Source organism: Mycobacterium sp. UM_CSW (genome assembly GCF_000455205.1).
In the GTDB taxonomy this organism is placed as follows: domain Bacteria; phylum Actinomycetota; class Actinomycetes; order Mycobacteriales; family Mycobacteriaceae; genus Mycobacterium.
On sequence record NZ_AUWQ01000081.1, the window covers coordinates 48,799 to 64,822 of the forward strand.

Consider the following 16,024-nt stretch of genomic DNA (forward strand, 5'->3'; position numbering starts at 1 on the left):
AAGCGATCGGCATGCGCCCGCATCGTCGGTAGGGTCGGGAGTATGCGGATTCTGGTCACCGGCGCCACCGGTTATGTCGGTTCGCGCCTGGTCACAGCGCTGCTGGAGGAGGGGCATCAGGTCGTGACCGCCACCCGAAACCCGGAGCGGCTCAAACGATTAGGGTGGTTTGACGACGTGTTACCCGTCACCCTTGACGCGTCCAATCCAACATCTGTACAGCAAGCGATGGACGCCGCCGGCCCGATCGACGTGCTGTATTACCTGGTGCACGCGATCGGCCAGCCCGGCTTCCGCGACGCCGACCGGGCCGCGGCCACCAACGTCGCGGTGGCGGCCGGGGACGCCGGCGTGCGGCGCATCGTCTACCTCGGCGGCTTCGTGCCGGCCGACGAGGCCCTGTCCGAGCACCTGACCAGTAGGGCCGAGGTGGCCGAGGCCCTCACGGTCGAAGGCGGCCCCGAGCTGGTGTGGCTGGGCGCGGCGATGATCATCGGAGCCGGCTCGACGTCGTTCGAGATGATGCGCTACGTGGGCGACCGGTTCCCGCTCATCCCGATACCGAACTGGATGGACAACCCGATCGACCCGATCTCCATCCGCGACGTCCTGCACTATCTCGTCGCCGCGGCGGACCCGGAGCGGGTGCCCGCGGGTGCGTACGACATCTCCGGGCCCAGCACGACCTCCTACCGTGAGCTGCTCAAGACATATGCGCGGATCTCCGGCAGGTGGCACGCCGCCCTCCCGGTCGGCCGGGTCGACACCGGCCTGGCATCGCTGGTCACCGGGGTGGCGCTGCCGGTGCCCCCGGGACTGGCCGCGGATTTGGTCGAATCGCTGGACCATCCGATGGTCGCGTCCGTCAGCGGCCTGCGCGATCGGGTGCCCGACCCGCCGGGGGGCCTGCTCGGCGTCGAGGACGCCATCACCCTGGCCTTGGCGGACCGGTCGGGCCGCCGCCCCAGGCCCGTCAACGCCTTGACCGATCCCCACCAGCTGGCCGACAGCGACCCCGCGTGGGCCGGCGGCGACGCCCTGCGCATCCGCCGCCTGGCCCGCGCGATCACCCCGCGCGTCGCGCGGCCCACGCTGCGGCTGGTCAACAATGTCCCCGGACCGCTGGCCGGCGCGGTGCGCACCGGCCTCGACATCGTGCTCGCCCTCAACGCGAAAGTACGCCCGGCATGACCCAGTCGACCACCCCGTATCGCGCCAGCGTCACCTCGGAATTGCGCCGTGCCCTCACCAATGTCGCTGTGCCCCACAACGAACCGCCCGGCGTGGTGCGACGCCGGCGCGTCGTCGTCGCCATCACGCTCGCGATCGGCGCGGCGGTGCTCGGGTTCTCGTTGCGCCGCCACCCGGGCGACTCGAGTTTCTATTGGCTGACACTGGTGCTGGCGGCGGTGTGGCTCACCGGCGGATTCCTCTCGGGCCCTTTGCATCTGGGAGGAATCTGTTGGCGCGGGCGCAACCAACGGCCCGTCATCACGGGCACGATCGTCGGCCTGCTCCTCGGCGGCGCCTTCCTGGTGGGCGGACTGATCGCCCGCGAGATCCCCGCGGTCGCCGCATTGATCACGCGGGTGCTGCTGTACGCCCATCACGGGTATCTGCCGTTCATCGTGGCGATCACGGTGATCAACGGTGTGGCCGAGGAGATCTTCTTCCGCGGCGCGCTCTACACCGCGCTGGGCCGGCGCCGTCCGGTGGTGATTTCGACGCTGCTGTACGTCTGCGCGACCCTGGTCAGCGGGAACCCGATGCTCGGGTTCGCCGCTGTCATCCTGGGAACGGTGTGCGCGCTGGAACGCCGGGCGAGCGGCGGGGTGCTGGCACCGGTGCTGACGCATTTCGTGTGGGGCCTGATCATGGTGCTCGCACTGCCCCCGCTGTTCGGTGTCTGACCGGCGCCACCGCGGCGCGCGCCAGCGCGCGCAACGCGGTAGTCCGTAAGGGCCGCAACATAACCCAGTGCAGCTGACCCGGCAGGCCGCACGGCACGAAGATCATCCGCTGCGTGTAGTCGCTTCCCCCGTCGTCCCGGGGCGTGACGCTGATCTCGAGCCACCGCTGGCCCACCGAGCGCGACCGGGCGCGCAACAGCAGCCGGCTGCCCGGCTCACGCTCCTGCACGCTCCAGCCGCGAAACGGGCTGCGGGCGAGCGCATTCTCGGTCGACTGCCAGACCTCGCCGGGTTGCGCGGCGGTCTGCGCGGTCCGCACGTCGCTGTGGATGATCTCGCCGGCCCAGTCCGGGTCGCTCGGCAGCGGCTCGGCGGGGTCCGACCGCAGGGACGCCCAGGTGGCCCCGTCGAGCCCGCGCGTCGCGCGGTCGAGCGCGAGTTCGACGGCGCGGCGGTAGCCCGTGAGGCCGCCCGCCGGCGGCACGATGATGCCGTCGACGTCCGAATTGCGCATCACCGCATCGCATTCCAGGGATTCGATCAGCGGTCGCGCCAGGCCGGGCGGGATGGGGGTGACGGCCCCGATCCAGAGGCTCGCGATGGTCGGTGTCAGAAACGGCAGCACGATCAGACGCCGCTTCCCCAGCCCCGCGACCTCGGCGTAGCCGCGCATCATGTCGCCGTACTCCAGTACGTCGGGTCCGCCGATGTCCCACGTCCGCGACGCCGGGACGGCCGCCGTCGCCGCGGCGGCGAGGTAGTGCAGCACGTCGCGTACCGCGATGGGCTGAATCCTGTTGCGCACCCACTTCGGCGTGGTCATCACGGGCAACCGGTCGCTGAGGTGCCGGATCAATTCGAACGACGCCGAGCCCGACCCGATAACAACGCCGGCCTGCAGCACGACCGTCTCGATGCCCGAGTCGATCAAGGCCCGGCCGACGGCCGCGCGCGACTCGAGGTGTGCGGAGAGCTTGGTGCCCTCGGGATGCAGCCCGCTGAGGTACACCACCCGTCGCACCCCGGTGCGGCGAGCGGCCGCCACCACGTTGCGCACGGCGCGGTCTTCCTCGGCGGCGAAATCCTTGGCCGAGCCCATCGAATGGACCAGGTAATAGACGACGTCAATGCCATCGAACGCCGCCGTCAGCGAGTCGGCGTCGCCGAGGTCGCCCCGGGCCACCTCCACCCGATCGCGCCACGGCACGCCGGCCAACTTGCCGGGGTCGCGCGCCAAGGCGCGAACCTCGTGGCCCTCGTCCAGCAAGCGAGGCACCAGCCGGGCACCTATGTAGCCGGTCGCTCCGGTCACCAGGCAGCGAACCATGCGACCTCCTTCCCTCGTGTGGGTATTCGGACCCGACGCGAGGAAGGATTACCGGTTCTGGGGGGAAGTAAGCCCTTTAGCGGTCGGTGAAGGTGGCGGCGCGGCGCTCCTGGAAAGCCGTTGTGCCTTCCTTGAAGTCGTGCGACACCAGCAGGCGCGACTGTCCCTCGTATTCACGGTCCAGGGCGGCGTCCAGCTCGGTAAGGGTGGCCGCGTTGATCGCCTGCTTGGTCTTGGCGAACGCCACGGCCGGGCCCGCCAACAGCCTCTCGATCACCTTGTCCGCCTCGGCCTCGAACTCGTCCGCCGGATAGACCGCGGTGACCAGTCCCCAGGACAGGGCCTCGGTGGCCGGCAATCGCTCGGGCAGCAACGCCATCTGCATCGCCCGGATCCGGCCGATCGCGGCGGCGATCAACGCCGACGCGCCGCCGTCGGGCATCAACCCGATCTTGGTGAAGGCGAGCATGAAAAACGCTTTGTCGGAAGCCAATACGACGTCACTGGCCAGCGCGAGGGACACGCCTACGCCGGCCGCCGGGCCCTGCACGACCGCGACCACCGGGTGCGGCACCGCGGCGATGGCCCGCACCAGCCGGTTGATCTCCAGGACGATGTCGTCCGGCGGGACGCCGCCGCTGCCGGACATGTCGTCGGCGCTGATGCCCGCCCCGGAGCAGAAGCCGCGGCCGGCCCCGCCGAGGCGCACCACCCTGACGTCGGGGTCGGTGGCCGCCCGTTCCATCGCGTCGGCGATGCCGGTGATGACCGGGATCGTCAGGGAATTCAGGCTGTCGGGGCGGTTGATGGTCACCGACAGCACGCCGTCGGTCAGCGTGACGTCGAGGCCCGCGACGGGTGCGAGCGTGGCGATCCCAGATTCCGGCATGCGGCTCACCATATGTGACCGGAGTGCGCGGCCGCAGGGCGCGGCTGCGAAGATGCGATGGACGTCAGAGCGGACGAAAGGTCGGGTGCACCAATGGCGGGACCGCTGCAGGGATTGCGTGTTGTCGAGTTGTCCGGCATCGGGCCCGGCCCGCACGCCGCGATGATCCTCGGGGACCTCGGCGCGGACGTGGTCCGCGTCGATCGGCCCTCCGGGGCGCCGGGCGGGGTCGTGAAGGATTCCATGAGCCGAAATCGGCGCGTGGTGACCGCCGACCTCAAGTCCGACGAGGGGCGCGACCTGGTGCTCCAGCTCGTCGCCAAGGCCGACGTGTTGATCGAGGGCTACCGGCCCGGCGTCACCGAGCGGCTCGGCCTGGGCCCCGAGGACTGCGCGAAGGTCAACGAGCGCCTGGTCTATGCCCGCATGACCGGCTGGGGCCAGACCGGCCCGCGCAGCCAGCAGGCGGGCCACGACATCAACTACATCTCGCTGAACGGGATCCTGCACGCCATCGGGCGGGCCAACGAGCGGCCGGTGCCGCCGCTGAACCTGGTCGGTGACTTCGGCGGCGGCTCGATGTTCTTGCTGGTCGGCATCCTGTCCGCGCTGTGGGAGCGGCAGACCTCCGGCAAGGGACAGGTCGTCGACGCCGCCATGGTCGACGGGTCCAGCGTGCTGATCCAGATGATGTGGCAGATGCGGTCGTCCGGCATGTGGACGGACGTGCGCGGGACCAACATGCTCGACGGCGGCGCCCCCTACTACGACACCTACGAGTGCGCCGACGGGCGCTACGTCGCCGTCGGCGCCATCGAGCCCCAGTTCTACGCGGCGATGCTGGCCGGGCTGGGCCTGGACGCCGCCAACCTGCCGCCGCAGAATGACGCTGCCCGCTGGCCCGAGCTGCGGGCGGTGCTGACCGAGACGTTCGCCAGCCGCGACCGCGACCACTGGGCCAAGGTGTTCGCCGACTCGGACGCCTGCGTGACGCCGGTGCTCGCGTTCGGGGAGGTGCAGACCGAGCCGCACATCACCGAGCGCAACACCTTCTACGAGGTGAACGGCGGCCTGCAGCCGTTGCCGGCGCCGCGGTTCTCCCGCACCGCACCGGACATTCCCCGCCCGGCGGAGCCGACGCCCGACATCCAATCGGTCCTCGCGGACTGGGTATAGTCGCCAACCAACTGGTTGGCTGGACGAGAGGAAAAGAACCCGCATGGAGATCAAGGACGCCGTAGCCGTCGTCACCGGGGGAGCGTCGGGCCTGGGCCTGGCCACCACCAAGCGGCTCCTCGACGCCGGCGCGCAGGTCGTGGTGCTGGACCTGCGGGGCGAGGAGGCGGTCCGCGAGCTGGGGGAGCGCGCCCGCTTCGTCGAGGCCGACGTCACCGACGAGGCCGCCGTCTCCAAGGCGCTGGATGTGGCCGAATCGCTTGGCCCGCTGCGCGTCGACGTCAACTGTGCCGGCATCGGCAACGCCATCAAGACGCTGTCCAAGGACGGCCCCTTCCCGCTGAACGGCTTCAAGAAGGTGGTCGAGGTCAACCTGATCGGCACGTTCAACGTGCTCCGGCTGGCCGCGGAGCGCATCGCCAAGACCGAGCCGCTCGGTGAGGAGCGCGGCGTCATCATCAACACCGCCTCCGTCGCGGCGTTCGAGGGCCAGGTTGGCCAGGCCGCCTACTCGGCGTCCAAGGGCGGCGTGGTCGGCATGACGCTGCCGATCGCCCGCGACCTGTCGCGCGAGCTGATCCGGGTGGTGACGATCGCGCCGGGGCTGTTCAAGACCCCGCTGCTGGGTTCGCTGCCCGAGGAGGCGCAAAAGTCGCTGGGCAAGCAGGTGCCGCACCCGGCCCGGCTCGGTGACCCCGACGAGTACGGCGCGCTCGCGGTGCACATCGTCGAAAACCCGATGCTCAACGGCGAAGTCATCCGCCTGGACGGCGCCATTCGGATGGCCCCCCGCTAAGCGGGTGAAACGAAAACCCCCCGCGATGCGCGGGGGGTTTTCGTCTTAAGCAAGATCAGTCGCTATCGACGGAACCATCGGGTGATGGCGGGTTCGGCCATCAGCAGCCGTGCTAGCACGCTCATGGCGGTCAGCTTGCCGTAGGCAGCGTGTGCTGGTCTTCGAACTGCTCGGAGGTCTCGCCTTCCACCAGCACGTCGCCGTGGTAGAGAGCCTCGAAGTCAGCCTTGATGACGTCGGCACTCGAGTCGTCGATCCACATGACTATGAGCGTATGGGCCGCCTCTAAGGAATCGATGAGTCACGATTCGGAAAATAATGGCAATTTACCGGCGGGTAGGTTTCCGGCGGGTAGGCCGGTGGCCGCCGGGCGGGATTGCCGCCGTGACCGGCACGGATCCCGGCCATTTTCTGGGCCGAACCAATAGCCGCCGCACCGAAAACGAAGGGTTTCGGCCCGTTTGAACCATCCGACCGCGGGGAGCCGTGTTTATGGATAGTGTTGTTTGACACCTGTCAGTTATCGCTGATAAGTTACCGCCCAGTCAGTGGCGGCCCAGCGAGACCGGCACGGCGGCGGGAGGACCGGGGACATGCTTCAAGCGATCGCTCGACTGGCTATTGCTGCGCCACGACGGATAATTGCGATCGCGATCCTGGTCTTCATCGGCGCAGCCGTCTTCGGCATCCCCGTCGCCAAGAGCCTGTCGCCTGGGGGCTTCCAAGACCCCAACTCGGAATCGGCGCACGCCATCCAGATCCTCACCGACAAGTTCGGGCAGAGCGGACAGCAGATGCTGGTCATGGTGACCTCGCCGGCGGGCGCCCAGAGCGACCAGGCGCGCAAGGTGGGCATCGACCTCGTCCGCGACCTGCAAGGGTCGTCGTTGGTCTACAACGTGACCTCAGCCTGGACCGCACCACCGCAGGCCGCCGCCGACCTGATCAGCAAGGACGGCAAGTCGGGGATGATCGTCATCAACCTCAAAGGCGGCGAGAACTTCGCGCAGAGCAACGCCCAAACCCTGGCGGACCAATTCGTCCACGACCGCGACGGTGTCGCCGTCCGCGCCGGCGGCCCGGCGATGCAGTACGCGCAGATCAACAAACAGAACCAGGAAGACCTGGTGGTCATGGAGATGATCGCGCTTCCGCTGAGCTTCCTGGTGCTGATCTGGGTGTTCGGTGGGCTGCTGGCGGCCGCGCTGCCGATGGGCCTCGGCGCGCTGGCCGTGGTCGGTTCGATGACGGTGCTGCGGCTGATCACGTTCACCACCGAGGTGTCGATCTTCGCGCTCAACCTCAGCACCGCCCTGGGCCTGGCGCTGGCGATCGACTACACCTTGCTGATCGTCAGCCGATACCGCGACGAGCTGGCCGAGGGCAGCGACCGGAACGAGGCGCTGATCCGGACCATGGCCACGTCCGGGCGCACCGTGCTGTTCTCCGCCGTCACCGTGGCGTTGTCGATGTCGGCGACGGTGGCGTTCCCCATGTACTTCCTGAAGTCCTTCGCCTATGCCGGTGTGGCCACCGTGGCCTTCGTCGCCACCGCATCCATCGTGGTGACCCCGGCCGCGATCGTGCTGCTGGGGGACCGGCTGGACTCGCTGGACGTGCGCCGGCTGATCCGCCACGCCCTGCGCCGGCCCGATCCGCTGCACCGGCCGGTCGAGCAGTGGTTCTGGTACCGGTCGAGCAAGTTCGTGATGCGGCGCTGGGCGCCGATCGGCCTGGCCGTCATGGCGCTGCTGCTGTTGCTGGGGCTGCCGTTCTTCTCGGTCAAGTGGGGCTTCCCCGACGACCGGGTGCTGCCGCGTTCCGCGTCGTCGCATCAGGTCGGCGACGAGTTGCGCACCGGGTTTGCGCACGACTCCGCCACCGCGGTGCCCGTGGTCGTCCGAGACGTCCGCGGACTGAACCCGGGGGATCTGGACAAGTACGCTGCCGCCCTGTCCCGCGTTCCCGACGTCTCGGGCGTCTCGGCGCCGGGCGGGACCTTCGTGAACGGAAACCCGGTGGGCGCGCCCGCCGCTGCCACGGGGTTGGTCGACGGCAGCGCGTTCTTGACGGTCAACAGCACGGCGCCGCTGTTCACCCAGGCCAATGACACGCAGCTCAAGCGGTTGCACGGGGTGCCGGGGCCCGGCGGCCGACCCGTCGAAATGGGCGGCGTCGCGCAGGTCAACCGGGACAGCGTCGACGCGGTGACCGACCGCCTTCCGCTCGTGCTGGGGCTGATGGCCGCCGTCACGTTCGTGTTGCTGTTCCTGCTCACCGGCAGCGTGGTGCTGCCGCTGAAGGCGTTGGTGTGCAACGTGCTGTCGCTCAGCGCGGCGTTCGGGGCGCTGGTATGGATTTTCCAGGACGGCCACCTCGGCGCGCTCGGCACCACGCCCAGCGGGACGCTGGTGGCGAACATGCCAGTGTTGTTGTTCTGCATAGCCTTTGGGCTGTCGATGGACTACGAGGTGTTCCTGATCTCCCGCATCCGGGAGTACTGGCTGGAGTACCGACCGGCGAACCCGACCGGAAAAGACGCGCACGCCGCCAACGACGAAGCGGTGGCGCACGGCGTCGCGCGCACCGGACGGGTGATCACCGCGGCCGCGTTGGTGATGTCGATGTCGTTCGCCGCGCTGATCGCCGCGCACGTGTCCTTCATGCGGATGTTCGGCCTCGGCCTGGTGCTCGCCGTGTTCGCGGACGCCACCCTGGTCCGCATGGTTTTGGTCCCGGCCTTCATGCACGTGATGGGCCGCTGGAACTGGTGGGCGCCAAAGCCTTTGGTATGGGTGCACGAACGGTTCGGCATCAGCGAGGCGCCCTCCGAGATCGCCCTCCACCCCGAGCCGACCGGGGAGCCGGTGCAACACAACGGGCACCCGGTCCACGAATCGGTGACCCGCATTGGTTGACGTATCGGCCGACGGTCTGCGACGCGCCCGGGCCCCTCGCGGCTCGGGCGAGCGCCTGCACGACGAGATCCTGGACGCGACCACCGAGCTGCTGCTGGAAACCGGGCACGCGGGGTCGGTGTCGATCCGTTCGGTCGCACAACGCGTCGGCGTCACGCCGCCGTCGATCTATCTGCATTTCGCCGACAAGGACGCCCTGCTGGACGCGGTGTGCGCGCGCTACTTCGAAAAGCTGGATCCCGAGATGCGGCGCCTGGCCGCCGCGCACACCTCCCCGGTCGAGGTCTTGCGCGCGCAGGGGCTGGCCTACGTCCGGCTCGCGGTCCAGACCCCGGGGCTGTATCGCATCGCCACGATGGGTGAGTGGCGCTCCGGGAGCAGCGTCGACACCACGCTGAGTAACTCCGCGTTCAAGCACATCCGCGCCACCGTGCAGCGGCTGATGGACGACGGCACCTACCGCCCGGTCGACCCGACAACCGTCGCGCTGGAATTGTGGAGCGCGCTGCACGGCGTCGCGGCCATGTTGATCGCCAAGCCACACCTGCCGTTCGGCGACGCCGAGGCGTTTGCCGACCGAGTGCTGTCCTCCGTGTTCTGTGGGCAATTGGTAATGGGATACTGCGGCCGAGACGCCACACCCCAGATGTTGGCGGCATGGGTGGCGGCGCATCGGCCGCCGGAGGAGTCGCGGAAATGACGCAGGCAGCCGAGCGCACGATCGACAACCCGTTCTTCGCGCGTGTTTGGCCCGTCGTCGCCGCCCACGAGACCGAGGCGGTTCGGGCGCTGCGCCGCGAGAACGTGGCCGGGCTGTCGGGGCGGGTGCTGGAAATCGGCGCTGGTGTCGGGACGAACTTCGCCAACTATCCGCCGACGGTCGAGCAGGTGATCGCCGTCGAGCCCGAGCCCCGGCTGCGAGCCCACGCCCGCGTCGCGGCCGCGGCGGCGCCGGTGCCGGTCGTGGTGATCGGGGAGACTGCCGAGGCGTTCAGCGACGGCGAGCTCTTCGATGCCGTCGTGTGCTCGCTGGTGTTGTGCTCGGTGCGCGACGTTCCCGGGGTGCTGGGCCGGATGTACTCGCTGCTGCGGCCGGGCGGCGAGCTGCGATTCCTCGAGCATGTGGCCAGCGCCGGCGGGCGGGGCCGGCTGCAACGGTTTGCCGACGCGACGCTGTGGCCGAGGCTGTTCGGCAACTGCCACACCCATCGCGACACCGAGCGCGCGATCGTCGACGCCGGGTTCGAGGTGGACACGTCGCGGCGGGAGTGGACGCTGCCGATATGGGCGCCGTTGCCGGTGTCGGAGCTGGCGCTGGGCCGCGCCCGGCGGCCCTAGTTTTTTCGCCGGGACTGCGCTCAGCGCGTCGGTCGGGGGGTAAATCGCGATCTGTGCGCAGTCTCGAGGGCTAAGCAGAATTAAGCAGCGCCGGGAGCCGCTGCAGCAGCTCCGGCAACGCCTGGCTCGCGCTCTCGCGGATGCTGATCGTGGCGCTGCGGGTGAGCGGCGTCGGCTCGGGGTTGACCTCGACGACGACGGCGCCGCGGGAGAGCGCCAGGTCCGGCAGCCCGGCCGCCGGGTAGACGATCGCCGAGGTCCCCACCACCACCATCACGTCCGCGGACTGGGTCGCATCCACCGCGTGCTGCCACGGCTCGTCGGGCAGCGGCTCACCGAACCACACGATGTCCGGCCGGATCAGGCCGCCGCAGTGGCACACCGGGGGTTCGACCTCTACGGCCGGCTCGGCCATTCGGGGCAGCGGCCCGGTGTAGTCCATACCGCAACGGTCGCAACGGAATTCGAAGAGGCTGCCGTGCAAGTGGTGCACCGGGGAGCTGCCGGCGCGCTCGTGCAGGTCGTCGACGTTCTGGGTGACCACGGTGACATCCGCGTGGTCCTGCCACGCGGCGATGGCGAGGTGCCCGGCGTTGGGTTCGACGTCGGCGACGAGATAGTGGCGCCACAGATACCAGCCCCAGACCCGTTCCGGGTTCTTGCGCCACCCTTGCGTGCTGGACAGCTCGTAGGGATCGAAGCGGGCCCACAATCCGTTCTTGTCATCCCGGAATGTCGGCACGCCGCTCTCCGCGGAAATCCCCGCGCCGCTGAGCACAGTTACTCGCATCCCACAAAGATAGTCGTGCTTGGGACATACTGAAGAAGTGGAGCTGCGGGATTGGCTGAAGGTCGACGTGAAGGCGGGCAAACCGCTGTTCGACCAGCTCAGAACCCAGGTCATCGACGGGGTTCGGGCGGGTGCCTTGCCGCCCGGTTCCCGGCTCCCGACGGTGCGTGACCTGGCGGGCCAGCTCGGGGTCGCGGCAAACACCGTGGCGCGGGCCTACCGCGAGCTGGAGTCGGCGGCGATCGTCGAAACCCGCGGGCGCTTCGGCACTTTCATCTCCCGTTTCGACCCGACCGACGCCGCGATGGCGGCGGCCGCCAAGGAGTACGTCGAGGTGGCCAAGGCGCTGGGGCTGACCAAGTCCGACGCGATGCGCTACCTCACCAGCATGCCTGACGAGTGACGTTGGCGCGCAAGGCAATCAGCGCAAAACTTTGTCCAGCGTGCGCAGGTTACGGGTCGTCGTCGAGGACTTGTAGCGCGGCTTGCCCATCGTCTTGCCGATCGTGCTGTCCAGCGTGGCGCCCTTTGGGACCTGCCAGTAGACGACGCCGTCACCGCGGCTGATCTTCTCGTCGGCGCCGCCGCCCAACTTGGCGAGTTCGTCGAGCACCCCCTTGTCGGCGACGAAGGTGACGTAGGACTGGTACCCGTCGACCTCGCGCTCGAACGGGTAGGCCTCGACGACGGCGCGCACCGTGTCGATGTCGTACACCAGAACCCACGCGTCATAGCCGAACCTCTCGCGCAGCGTGGCCTCGGCCTTCTTGCGGACAGCGGCTGCCCCGGCGGACGACTCGAGCAGCACGTTGCCGCTGGCCAAGATCGTGCGGACGCTGGCGAACCCCGCCTCGGTCAACGCGCTCGCGACCTCCGCCATCTTCAGGTTGACGCCGCCGACGTTGACGCCCCGCAGGAACGCCGCGTATCTGGTCATGTTCCGATTTCACCACGACGTAGGCTTTCTCCCATGGGGCGCCAAGTCTTCGACGACAAGCTGTTGGCCGTGATCAGCGGGAACTCCCTCGGGGTGCTGGCCACCATCAAGCGCGACGGGCGGCCCCAACTGTCGAACGTGAGCTATCACTTCGACCCGCGTGAGCTGGTGGTGCGTGTGTCGATCACCGAGCCGCGGGCCAAGACCCGCAACCTGCGCCGCGACCCGCGCGCCTCGATCCTGGTCGACGCCGACGACGGATGGTCGTATGCCGTCGCCGAAGGGACGGCGGAACTGACGCCCCCGGCCGCAGCGCCCGACGACGACACCGTCGAGGGCCTGATTGCCTTGTATCGCAACATCGCCGGCGAGCATCCGGACTGGGACGAGTACCGGGAGGCGATGGTCACCGACCGGCGGGTGCTGATGACGCTGCGGATTTCGCACGTCTACGGCATGCCGCCGGGCAAGCGGTAAAAACCACAAGCCAGCCGCGGCCGTCCAGGCTAGGCTGCCGGTATGGCCGAATCCAACCCGCAAGAAGAGGACGACACGAAGCGCAAGTTCCGTGAAGCCCTCGATCGCAAGAAGGCGAAGTCGTCGGGCGCTTCGGAGCACAAAGACGGCGGCGACAAGCACCCGCGCGCGCACGGCCCCGTGGAGAGCCGCCGCGAATTTCGCCGCAAGAGCGGCTAATTCACCTGCGCCCTGTCCACCAGCTGCGGGGTCAGGCCGAATCGATCGACGAGCAGCAGCCAATCGCCGGCCGCGACCGAATAATCGGCCGGCCGGTTCACCCGATCCGGGACCGTGCCGCGCCACGCGAACCGCGATGAGAAGTCCAGCATGCCGCGGTACTCCTGGCATCCGATCGGCATGGGCTCCACGCCGGGAACGCACAGCACGAGAACGGGCGACGGCTTGGGTTGCTTGTAGGACGGGCCGTTTCGCCACCGCCGGCATTTGTAGGTTTCCGGCGTCGCGGTCACCTGCGCAGTAGGAGCCGTCGCGATGACCGCCCCGTTGCTCGCGTCGAGCACGCGGATGGAATCCGCGTTCAGCTCCAGGGCCACCAGTGGTTGCGAGGCCGACGCGAAGAGTCGTTGTTTGCCCACCACGGACCACGTCGACATCTGTTGCGCCAATTCCATGTTGGGATACAGCAGACAGCGAGTGAGTTCCGTCGGCCCGGGTTGGTGCGCAGCCATGCGACTTCGGCGGCCGACGATGGCGAGCAGCTCGTCGAAATCCGACGGCCACAACCAGGCGTCGACGTAGCCCTGGGGCGGCTCGTCGAGCCGCGTTCCGGCGGCCACGCGATGATCCCGTCCACCGAGGACAAAGTGATGGCTACCGGACCGCAGATGCAGCGCGCTACCCATGACCTTGGTCGCGCTGCCGTACGCCCAGAGGCCAAGCGTCGCATCACTGAACGAGAAGACACCACCGTGCCGCTTCTTGACGGTGACCTCGTCGCCCGTGATGGAGATGCGGACCTCCCCGGTGGCGCGCCAACCGACATAGAGCAGCGCGATCACGACGAGGACGACGCCGACCACTGCTGCGGTGGGCGTGTGCTCCCATCCCGCCGGGGCGTGGTCCGCCAGGTAGATGCCCCCGTAGACCGCGGCCAGCGCCACCCCCATGACGATGAAGTAAATCCAGTTGGGTCGCGCCTCGTCGGTGATCATTTTCGACATCGCTTTGGACAGCGGGAACGGGAGCTTGGCCACGAACTGCCGTCCGGCGGTCGACTCGTCCCGCACGCTCATGCCGAGAAGGATGCCACCGGTTCAGTCGGGTGTGAACAGGCCGATCGACGGGTCGGCCTGGCCGGGCTGCCCGCGCAGGCTGCCGCGGGTGCTCGGGTGTCCGAAGTCCAGTTCCGACGGGTCCTTCTGGTACGCCCAGTCCGCCACGATCGTGCGTTGACCGAACTTCCAGCGGCCGTCGTGTTTGAGGTACCGATCCAGATACCGGCCGCCGATTATGACGTCGATGTCGTGTTCGGGACCGGCGAAGGTGTGAAACACCAGGCAGTAGATTTCACCGCGGCCCGCGTCGCCCTCGATCACGAAATTCGTTGTGGTGACGTTGTGTTGGGAGACCCGCACGTAGGGTTCCGCCGCGCGCAGCTGGTCGATGAACTGCTCGACGCCACCCGTCGAGAACGAGCCGTGTGAGTCGGTCGCGTCGGGGTGGTAGAGGGCGCGCAGCGCTTCATAATCGGCGCGGTCGACGGCGCGGCAGTAGGCATTGACGAGCTGATGCAGTTCGTCCCGGGCCAGCATCAGTTCCAATTTGGCCTCATCCACCACCACGCCACGATAGCCCGGTGGTCAGGGCGCTAGAGTCGGCGTATGTCGAAGCTCTGCCTGGCGCAGCAGCCCGAGGCCGACGCGCTGCTGGAAGACGACCCGTTCGCGTTGCTGATCGGCATGCTGCTGGACCAACAGGTGCCGTTCGAAACCGCGTTCGCGGGGCCGAAGAAGATCGCGGACCGGATGGGCGGCCTGGACGCCGGCGAGATCGCCGCCTACGACCCGGACAAGTTCGCCGCGTTGTGCGCGGAAAGTCCTGCGGTGCACCGCTTCCCGGGATCGATGGCCAAGCGCATCCAAGCCCTGGCGCAGATCATCGTGGAGGACTACGACGGCGACGCCGCCGGACTGTGGAAGGCCGGTAAGCCCAACGGCAAGGAGTTGCTGCGCCGGCTCAAGGGGCTGCCCGGTTTCGGCGAGCAGAAGGCGAAGATCTTCCTGGCGTTGCTCGGTAAGCAGTACGGCGTGACGCCGACGGGCTGGCGCGAGGCGGCCGGCGATTTCGGCAAGGCGGGCACGCACCTGTCCGTCGCCGACATCGTCGACGCCCATTCCCTTGGACAGGTGCGGTCGTATAAGAAGCAGATGAAGGCAGCAGCGAAGGGAAAGGCGGCAACGTGAAGACACACATCACGTGTCCATGCGGCGAAGCCATCACGGGCAAGGACGAGGACGAGCTGGTCGAGCTCACCCAGGCTCACCTCGCCAGCGCCCACCCGGGCCTCGAGTACGACCGTGACGCCATCCTGTTCATGGCGTACTAGCTAGCCTCCGTCCGTCGCCGACAGCTGCTGCAGGACGCGCAGGAACAGGCGACGGTCTTCGGCGGACAGTCTCCCGAGCCAGCGCTCTTCGCCGCGCTGAATGTCTTCCTGCGCGGCATCTTTCGCGGCCCGACCCGCCTCGCTGAGTTCAAGCAGGCGCACGCGGCGGTCGTCCGGGTCGGGCCGGCGCTCGATATAGCCCCGGTCCTGCAAGTCGTCGAGCGTGGGGATGATGCGCGTCTTGTCGGCGCCGATCGCCTCGGCGAGCGCGGCCTGGCTGCGCACCGGCGAGCGATCGAGCGCGCTCAGCACGATGTAGCCCCACATCGACAACCCGTGCGATTCCAGCACCGGGACCTCGGCCGCCATCATCTCGCGGACCAGCGGCCCCATCATCGCCGCGAGATCGGGACGCCTCGCCCTCGCCATGCTGGAAGCGTAGCGTTGACAGATAATATGCAGATGCATACGATCTACGAATGCATACTATTTCCGATGTCCGACCGTTCCACCGCGCCGCCGTACAGGCTTCCGTCGACGTCGTCGCGGGCGTCACGCGCGACGACCTGTCCCGGCCGACGCCCTGCGCGGGCTGGGACCTGTTGGACCTGCTCGCACACATGACCGCGCAGCATCGGGGGTTCGCCGCGGCCGCCCGCGGCCACGGCGACAGCGCGACCGTTTGGGAGGCTGACCGCGTGGTCGACGCGGTCGCGGCCGACCCCGGCGGCACCTACGCCGCGGCCGCCGCCGACGTGCTCGACGCGTTCGCCGCCGACGGCGTGCTCGACGCGAGTTTCTCGTTGCCCGATTTCGGGCCGGGGGCGGCCTTCCCCGGCGCGATCGCGATCGGCTTCC

Annotated in this window: 21 protein-coding genes; 13 read left to right on the top strand and 8 right to left on the bottom strand. The window is 68.7% G+C overall.

Annotation, left to right across the window (positions count from 1 at the left end):
* Positions 1 to 42 precede the first annotated feature (42 nt).
* Positions 43 to 1,191 carry an NAD(P)H-binding protein gene (locus tag N415_RS24235; RefSeq protein ID WP_068187444.1) on the top strand — a complete coding sequence of 383 codons (1,149 nt, stop codon included), beginning with the start codon at positions 43 to 45 and terminating at the stop codon, positions 1,189 to 1,191.
* Positions 1,188 to 1,910 (top strand): type II CAAX endopeptidase family protein, encoded by a 723-nt coding sequence (locus tag N415_RS24240; protein WP_068187445.1) that lies wholly within the window; start codon positions 1,188 to 1,190, stop codon positions 1,908 to 1,910. The genes N415_RS24235 and N415_RS24240 overlap by 4 nt, the downstream gene beginning before the upstream one ends.
* Here the strand turns inward: N415_RS24240 and N415_RS24245 are convergent.
* Entirely contained in the window at positions 1,873 to 3,237 is a 1,365-nt protein-coding gene (locus tag N415_RS24245; RefSeq protein WP_068187446.1) for an NAD(P)H-binding protein, read from the bottom strand. The genes N415_RS24240 and N415_RS24245 overlap by 38 nt on opposite strands.
* Before the next feature lie 76 nt (positions 3,238 to 3,313).
* The gene (locus tag N415_RS24250) at positions 3,314 to 4,126 is read right to left on the bottom strand and encodes an enoyl-CoA hydratase (RefSeq protein WP_068187461.1); all 813 of its coding nucleotides are present in this window, start codon (positions 4,124 to 4,126) and stop codon (positions 3,314 to 3,316) included.
* A gap of 93 nt (positions 4,127 to 4,219) precedes the next feature.
* Between N415_RS24250 and N415_RS24255 the strand changes: the two genes are divergently transcribed.
* Together N415_RS24255 and N415_RS24260 are read left to right on the top strand one after the other, a co-directional pair.
* Positions 4,220 to 5,302, top strand: coding sequence for a CaiB/BaiF CoA-transferase family protein (locus N415_RS24255; protein WP_068187447.1), 1,083 nt, complete (start codon positions 4,220 to 4,222; stop codon positions 5,300 to 5,302).
* Between the two features lie 43 nt (positions 5,303 to 5,345).
* The gene (locus N415_RS24260) at positions 5,346 to 6,098 is read left to right on the top strand and encodes a 3-hydroxyacyl-CoA dehydrogenase (protein WP_068187448.1); all 753 of its coding nucleotides are present in this window, start codon (positions 5,346 to 5,348) and stop codon (positions 6,096 to 6,098) included.
* 130 nt (positions 6,099 to 6,228) lie between these two features.
* Here N415_RS24260 and N415_RS33140 read toward each other — a convergent pair whose 3' ends face one another.
* Positions 6,229 to 6,360: a hypothetical protein gene (locus N415_RS33140; protein WP_142282293.1), complete on the bottom strand. Its 132-nt coding sequence runs from the start codon at positions 6,358 to 6,360 to the stop codon at positions 6,229 to 6,231.
* Positions 6,361 to 6,691: 331 nt separating this feature from the next.
* Here N415_RS33140 and N415_RS24265 point away from each other — a divergent pair, with 331 nt between their 5' ends.
* The 3 genes from N415_RS24265 to N415_RS24275 are packed head-to-tail and all read left to right on the top strand — an operon-like array spanning position 6,692 to position 10,354.
* The gene (locus N415_RS24265) at positions 6,692 to 9,016 is read left to right on the top strand and encodes an MMPL family transporter (protein ID WP_068187449.1); all 2,325 of its coding nucleotides are present in this window, start codon (positions 6,692 to 6,694) and stop codon (positions 9,014 to 9,016) included.
* Positions 9,009 to 9,716, top strand: a complete 708-nt coding sequence (locus tag N415_RS24270) for a TetR/AcrR family transcriptional regulator (RefSeq protein WP_239645683.1) — start codon at positions 9,009 to 9,011, stop codon at positions 9,714 to 9,716. Before N415_RS24265 ends, N415_RS24270 begins: the two co-directional genes overlap by 8 nt.
* A complete protein-coding gene (locus N415_RS24275) occupies positions 9,713 to 10,354 on the top strand; it encodes a class I SAM-dependent methyltransferase (protein WP_068187450.1) in 642 nt (213 codons plus the stop codon). Before N415_RS24270 ends, N415_RS24275 begins: the two co-directional genes overlap by 4 nt.
* A gap of 70 nt (positions 10,355 to 10,424) precedes the next feature.
* Here the strand turns inward: N415_RS24275 and N415_RS24280 are convergent, their stop codons facing one another.
* Positions 10,425 to 11,144, bottom strand: a complete 720-nt coding sequence (locus tag N415_RS24280) for an NAD-dependent deacylase (protein ID WP_068187451.1) — start codon at positions 11,142 to 11,144, stop codon at positions 10,425 to 10,427.
* A 37-nt stretch (positions 11,145 to 11,181) separates the two neighbouring features.
* Here N415_RS24280 and N415_RS24285 point away from each other — a divergent pair, with 37 nt between their 5' ends.
* On the top strand, positions 11,182 to 11,547 hold the full coding sequence (locus N415_RS24285; RefSeq protein WP_068187452.1) for a GntR family transcriptional regulator: 366 nt from the start codon (positions 11,182 to 11,184) through the stop codon (positions 11,545 to 11,547).
* 18 nt (positions 11,548 to 11,565) lie between these two features.
* Here N415_RS24285 and N415_RS24290 read toward each other — a convergent pair whose 3' ends face one another.
* A complete protein-coding gene (locus N415_RS24290) occupies positions 11,566 to 12,081 on the bottom strand; it encodes a DUF1697 domain-containing protein (protein WP_068187453.1) in 516 nt (171 codons plus the stop codon).
* 33 nt (positions 12,082 to 12,114) lie between these two features.
* Here N415_RS24290 and N415_RS24295 point away from each other — a divergent pair, with 33 nt between their 5' ends.
* Together N415_RS24295 and N415_RS32020 are read left to right on the top strand one after the other, a co-directional pair.
* Positions 12,115 to 12,558: a PPOX class F420-dependent oxidoreductase gene (locus N415_RS24295; protein ID WP_068103050.1), complete on the top strand. Its 444-nt coding sequence runs from the start codon at positions 12,115 to 12,117 to the stop codon at positions 12,556 to 12,558.
* A 42-nt stretch (positions 12,559 to 12,600) separates the two neighbouring features.
* A complete protein-coding gene (locus N415_RS32020; protein WP_161630347.1) occupies positions 12,601 to 12,777 on the top strand; it encodes a DUF5302 domain-containing protein in 177 nt (58 codons plus the stop codon).
* Here the strand turns inward: N415_RS32020 and N415_RS24300 are convergent.
* Both N415_RS24300 and N415_RS24305 read right to left on the bottom strand, forming a co-directional pair.
* Entirely contained in the window at positions 12,774 to 13,853 is a 1,080-nt protein-coding gene (locus N415_RS24300; protein ID WP_068187454.1) for a hypothetical protein, read from the bottom strand. The two genes, N415_RS32020 and N415_RS24300, sit on opposite strands and share 4 nt — an antisense overlap.
* A gap of 21 nt (positions 13,854 to 13,874) precedes the next feature.
* Positions 13,875 to 14,402, bottom strand: a complete 528-nt coding sequence (locus N415_RS24305) for a nuclear transport factor 2 family protein (protein ID WP_068187455.1) — start codon at positions 14,400 to 14,402, stop codon at positions 13,875 to 13,877.
* 39 nt (positions 14,403 to 14,441) lie between these two features.
* On the opposite strand from N415_RS24305, the gene N415_RS24310 reads away from it, so the two are divergent.
* Positions 14,442 to 15,023 (top strand): HhH-GPD-type base excision DNA repair protein, encoded by a 582-nt coding sequence (locus N415_RS24310; RefSeq protein WP_068187456.1) that lies wholly within the window; start codon positions 14,442 to 14,444, stop codon positions 15,021 to 15,023.
* A complete protein-coding gene (locus tag N415_RS31000) occupies positions 15,020 to 15,166 on the top strand; it encodes a DUF1059 domain-containing protein (protein ID WP_068103058.1) in 147 nt (48 codons plus the stop codon). The genes N415_RS24310 and N415_RS31000 overlap by 4 nt, the downstream gene beginning before the upstream one ends.
* On the opposite strand, the gene N415_RS24315 is transcribed toward N415_RS31000, so the two are convergent.
* Positions 15,167 to 15,595 (bottom strand): MarR family transcriptional regulator, encoded by a 429-nt coding sequence (locus N415_RS24315; RefSeq protein ID WP_068187457.1) that lies wholly within the window; start codon positions 15,593 to 15,595, stop codon positions 15,167 to 15,169. It lies immediately after the preceding gene.
* A 50-nt stretch (positions 15,596 to 15,645) separates the two neighbouring features.
* Between N415_RS24315 and N415_RS24320 the strand changes: the two genes are divergently transcribed.
* On the top strand, positions 15,646 to 16,024 hold a 379-nt coding region (locus N415_RS24320; protein WP_152531550.1), incomplete at its 3' end, for a maleylpyruvate isomerase family mycothiol-dependent enzyme.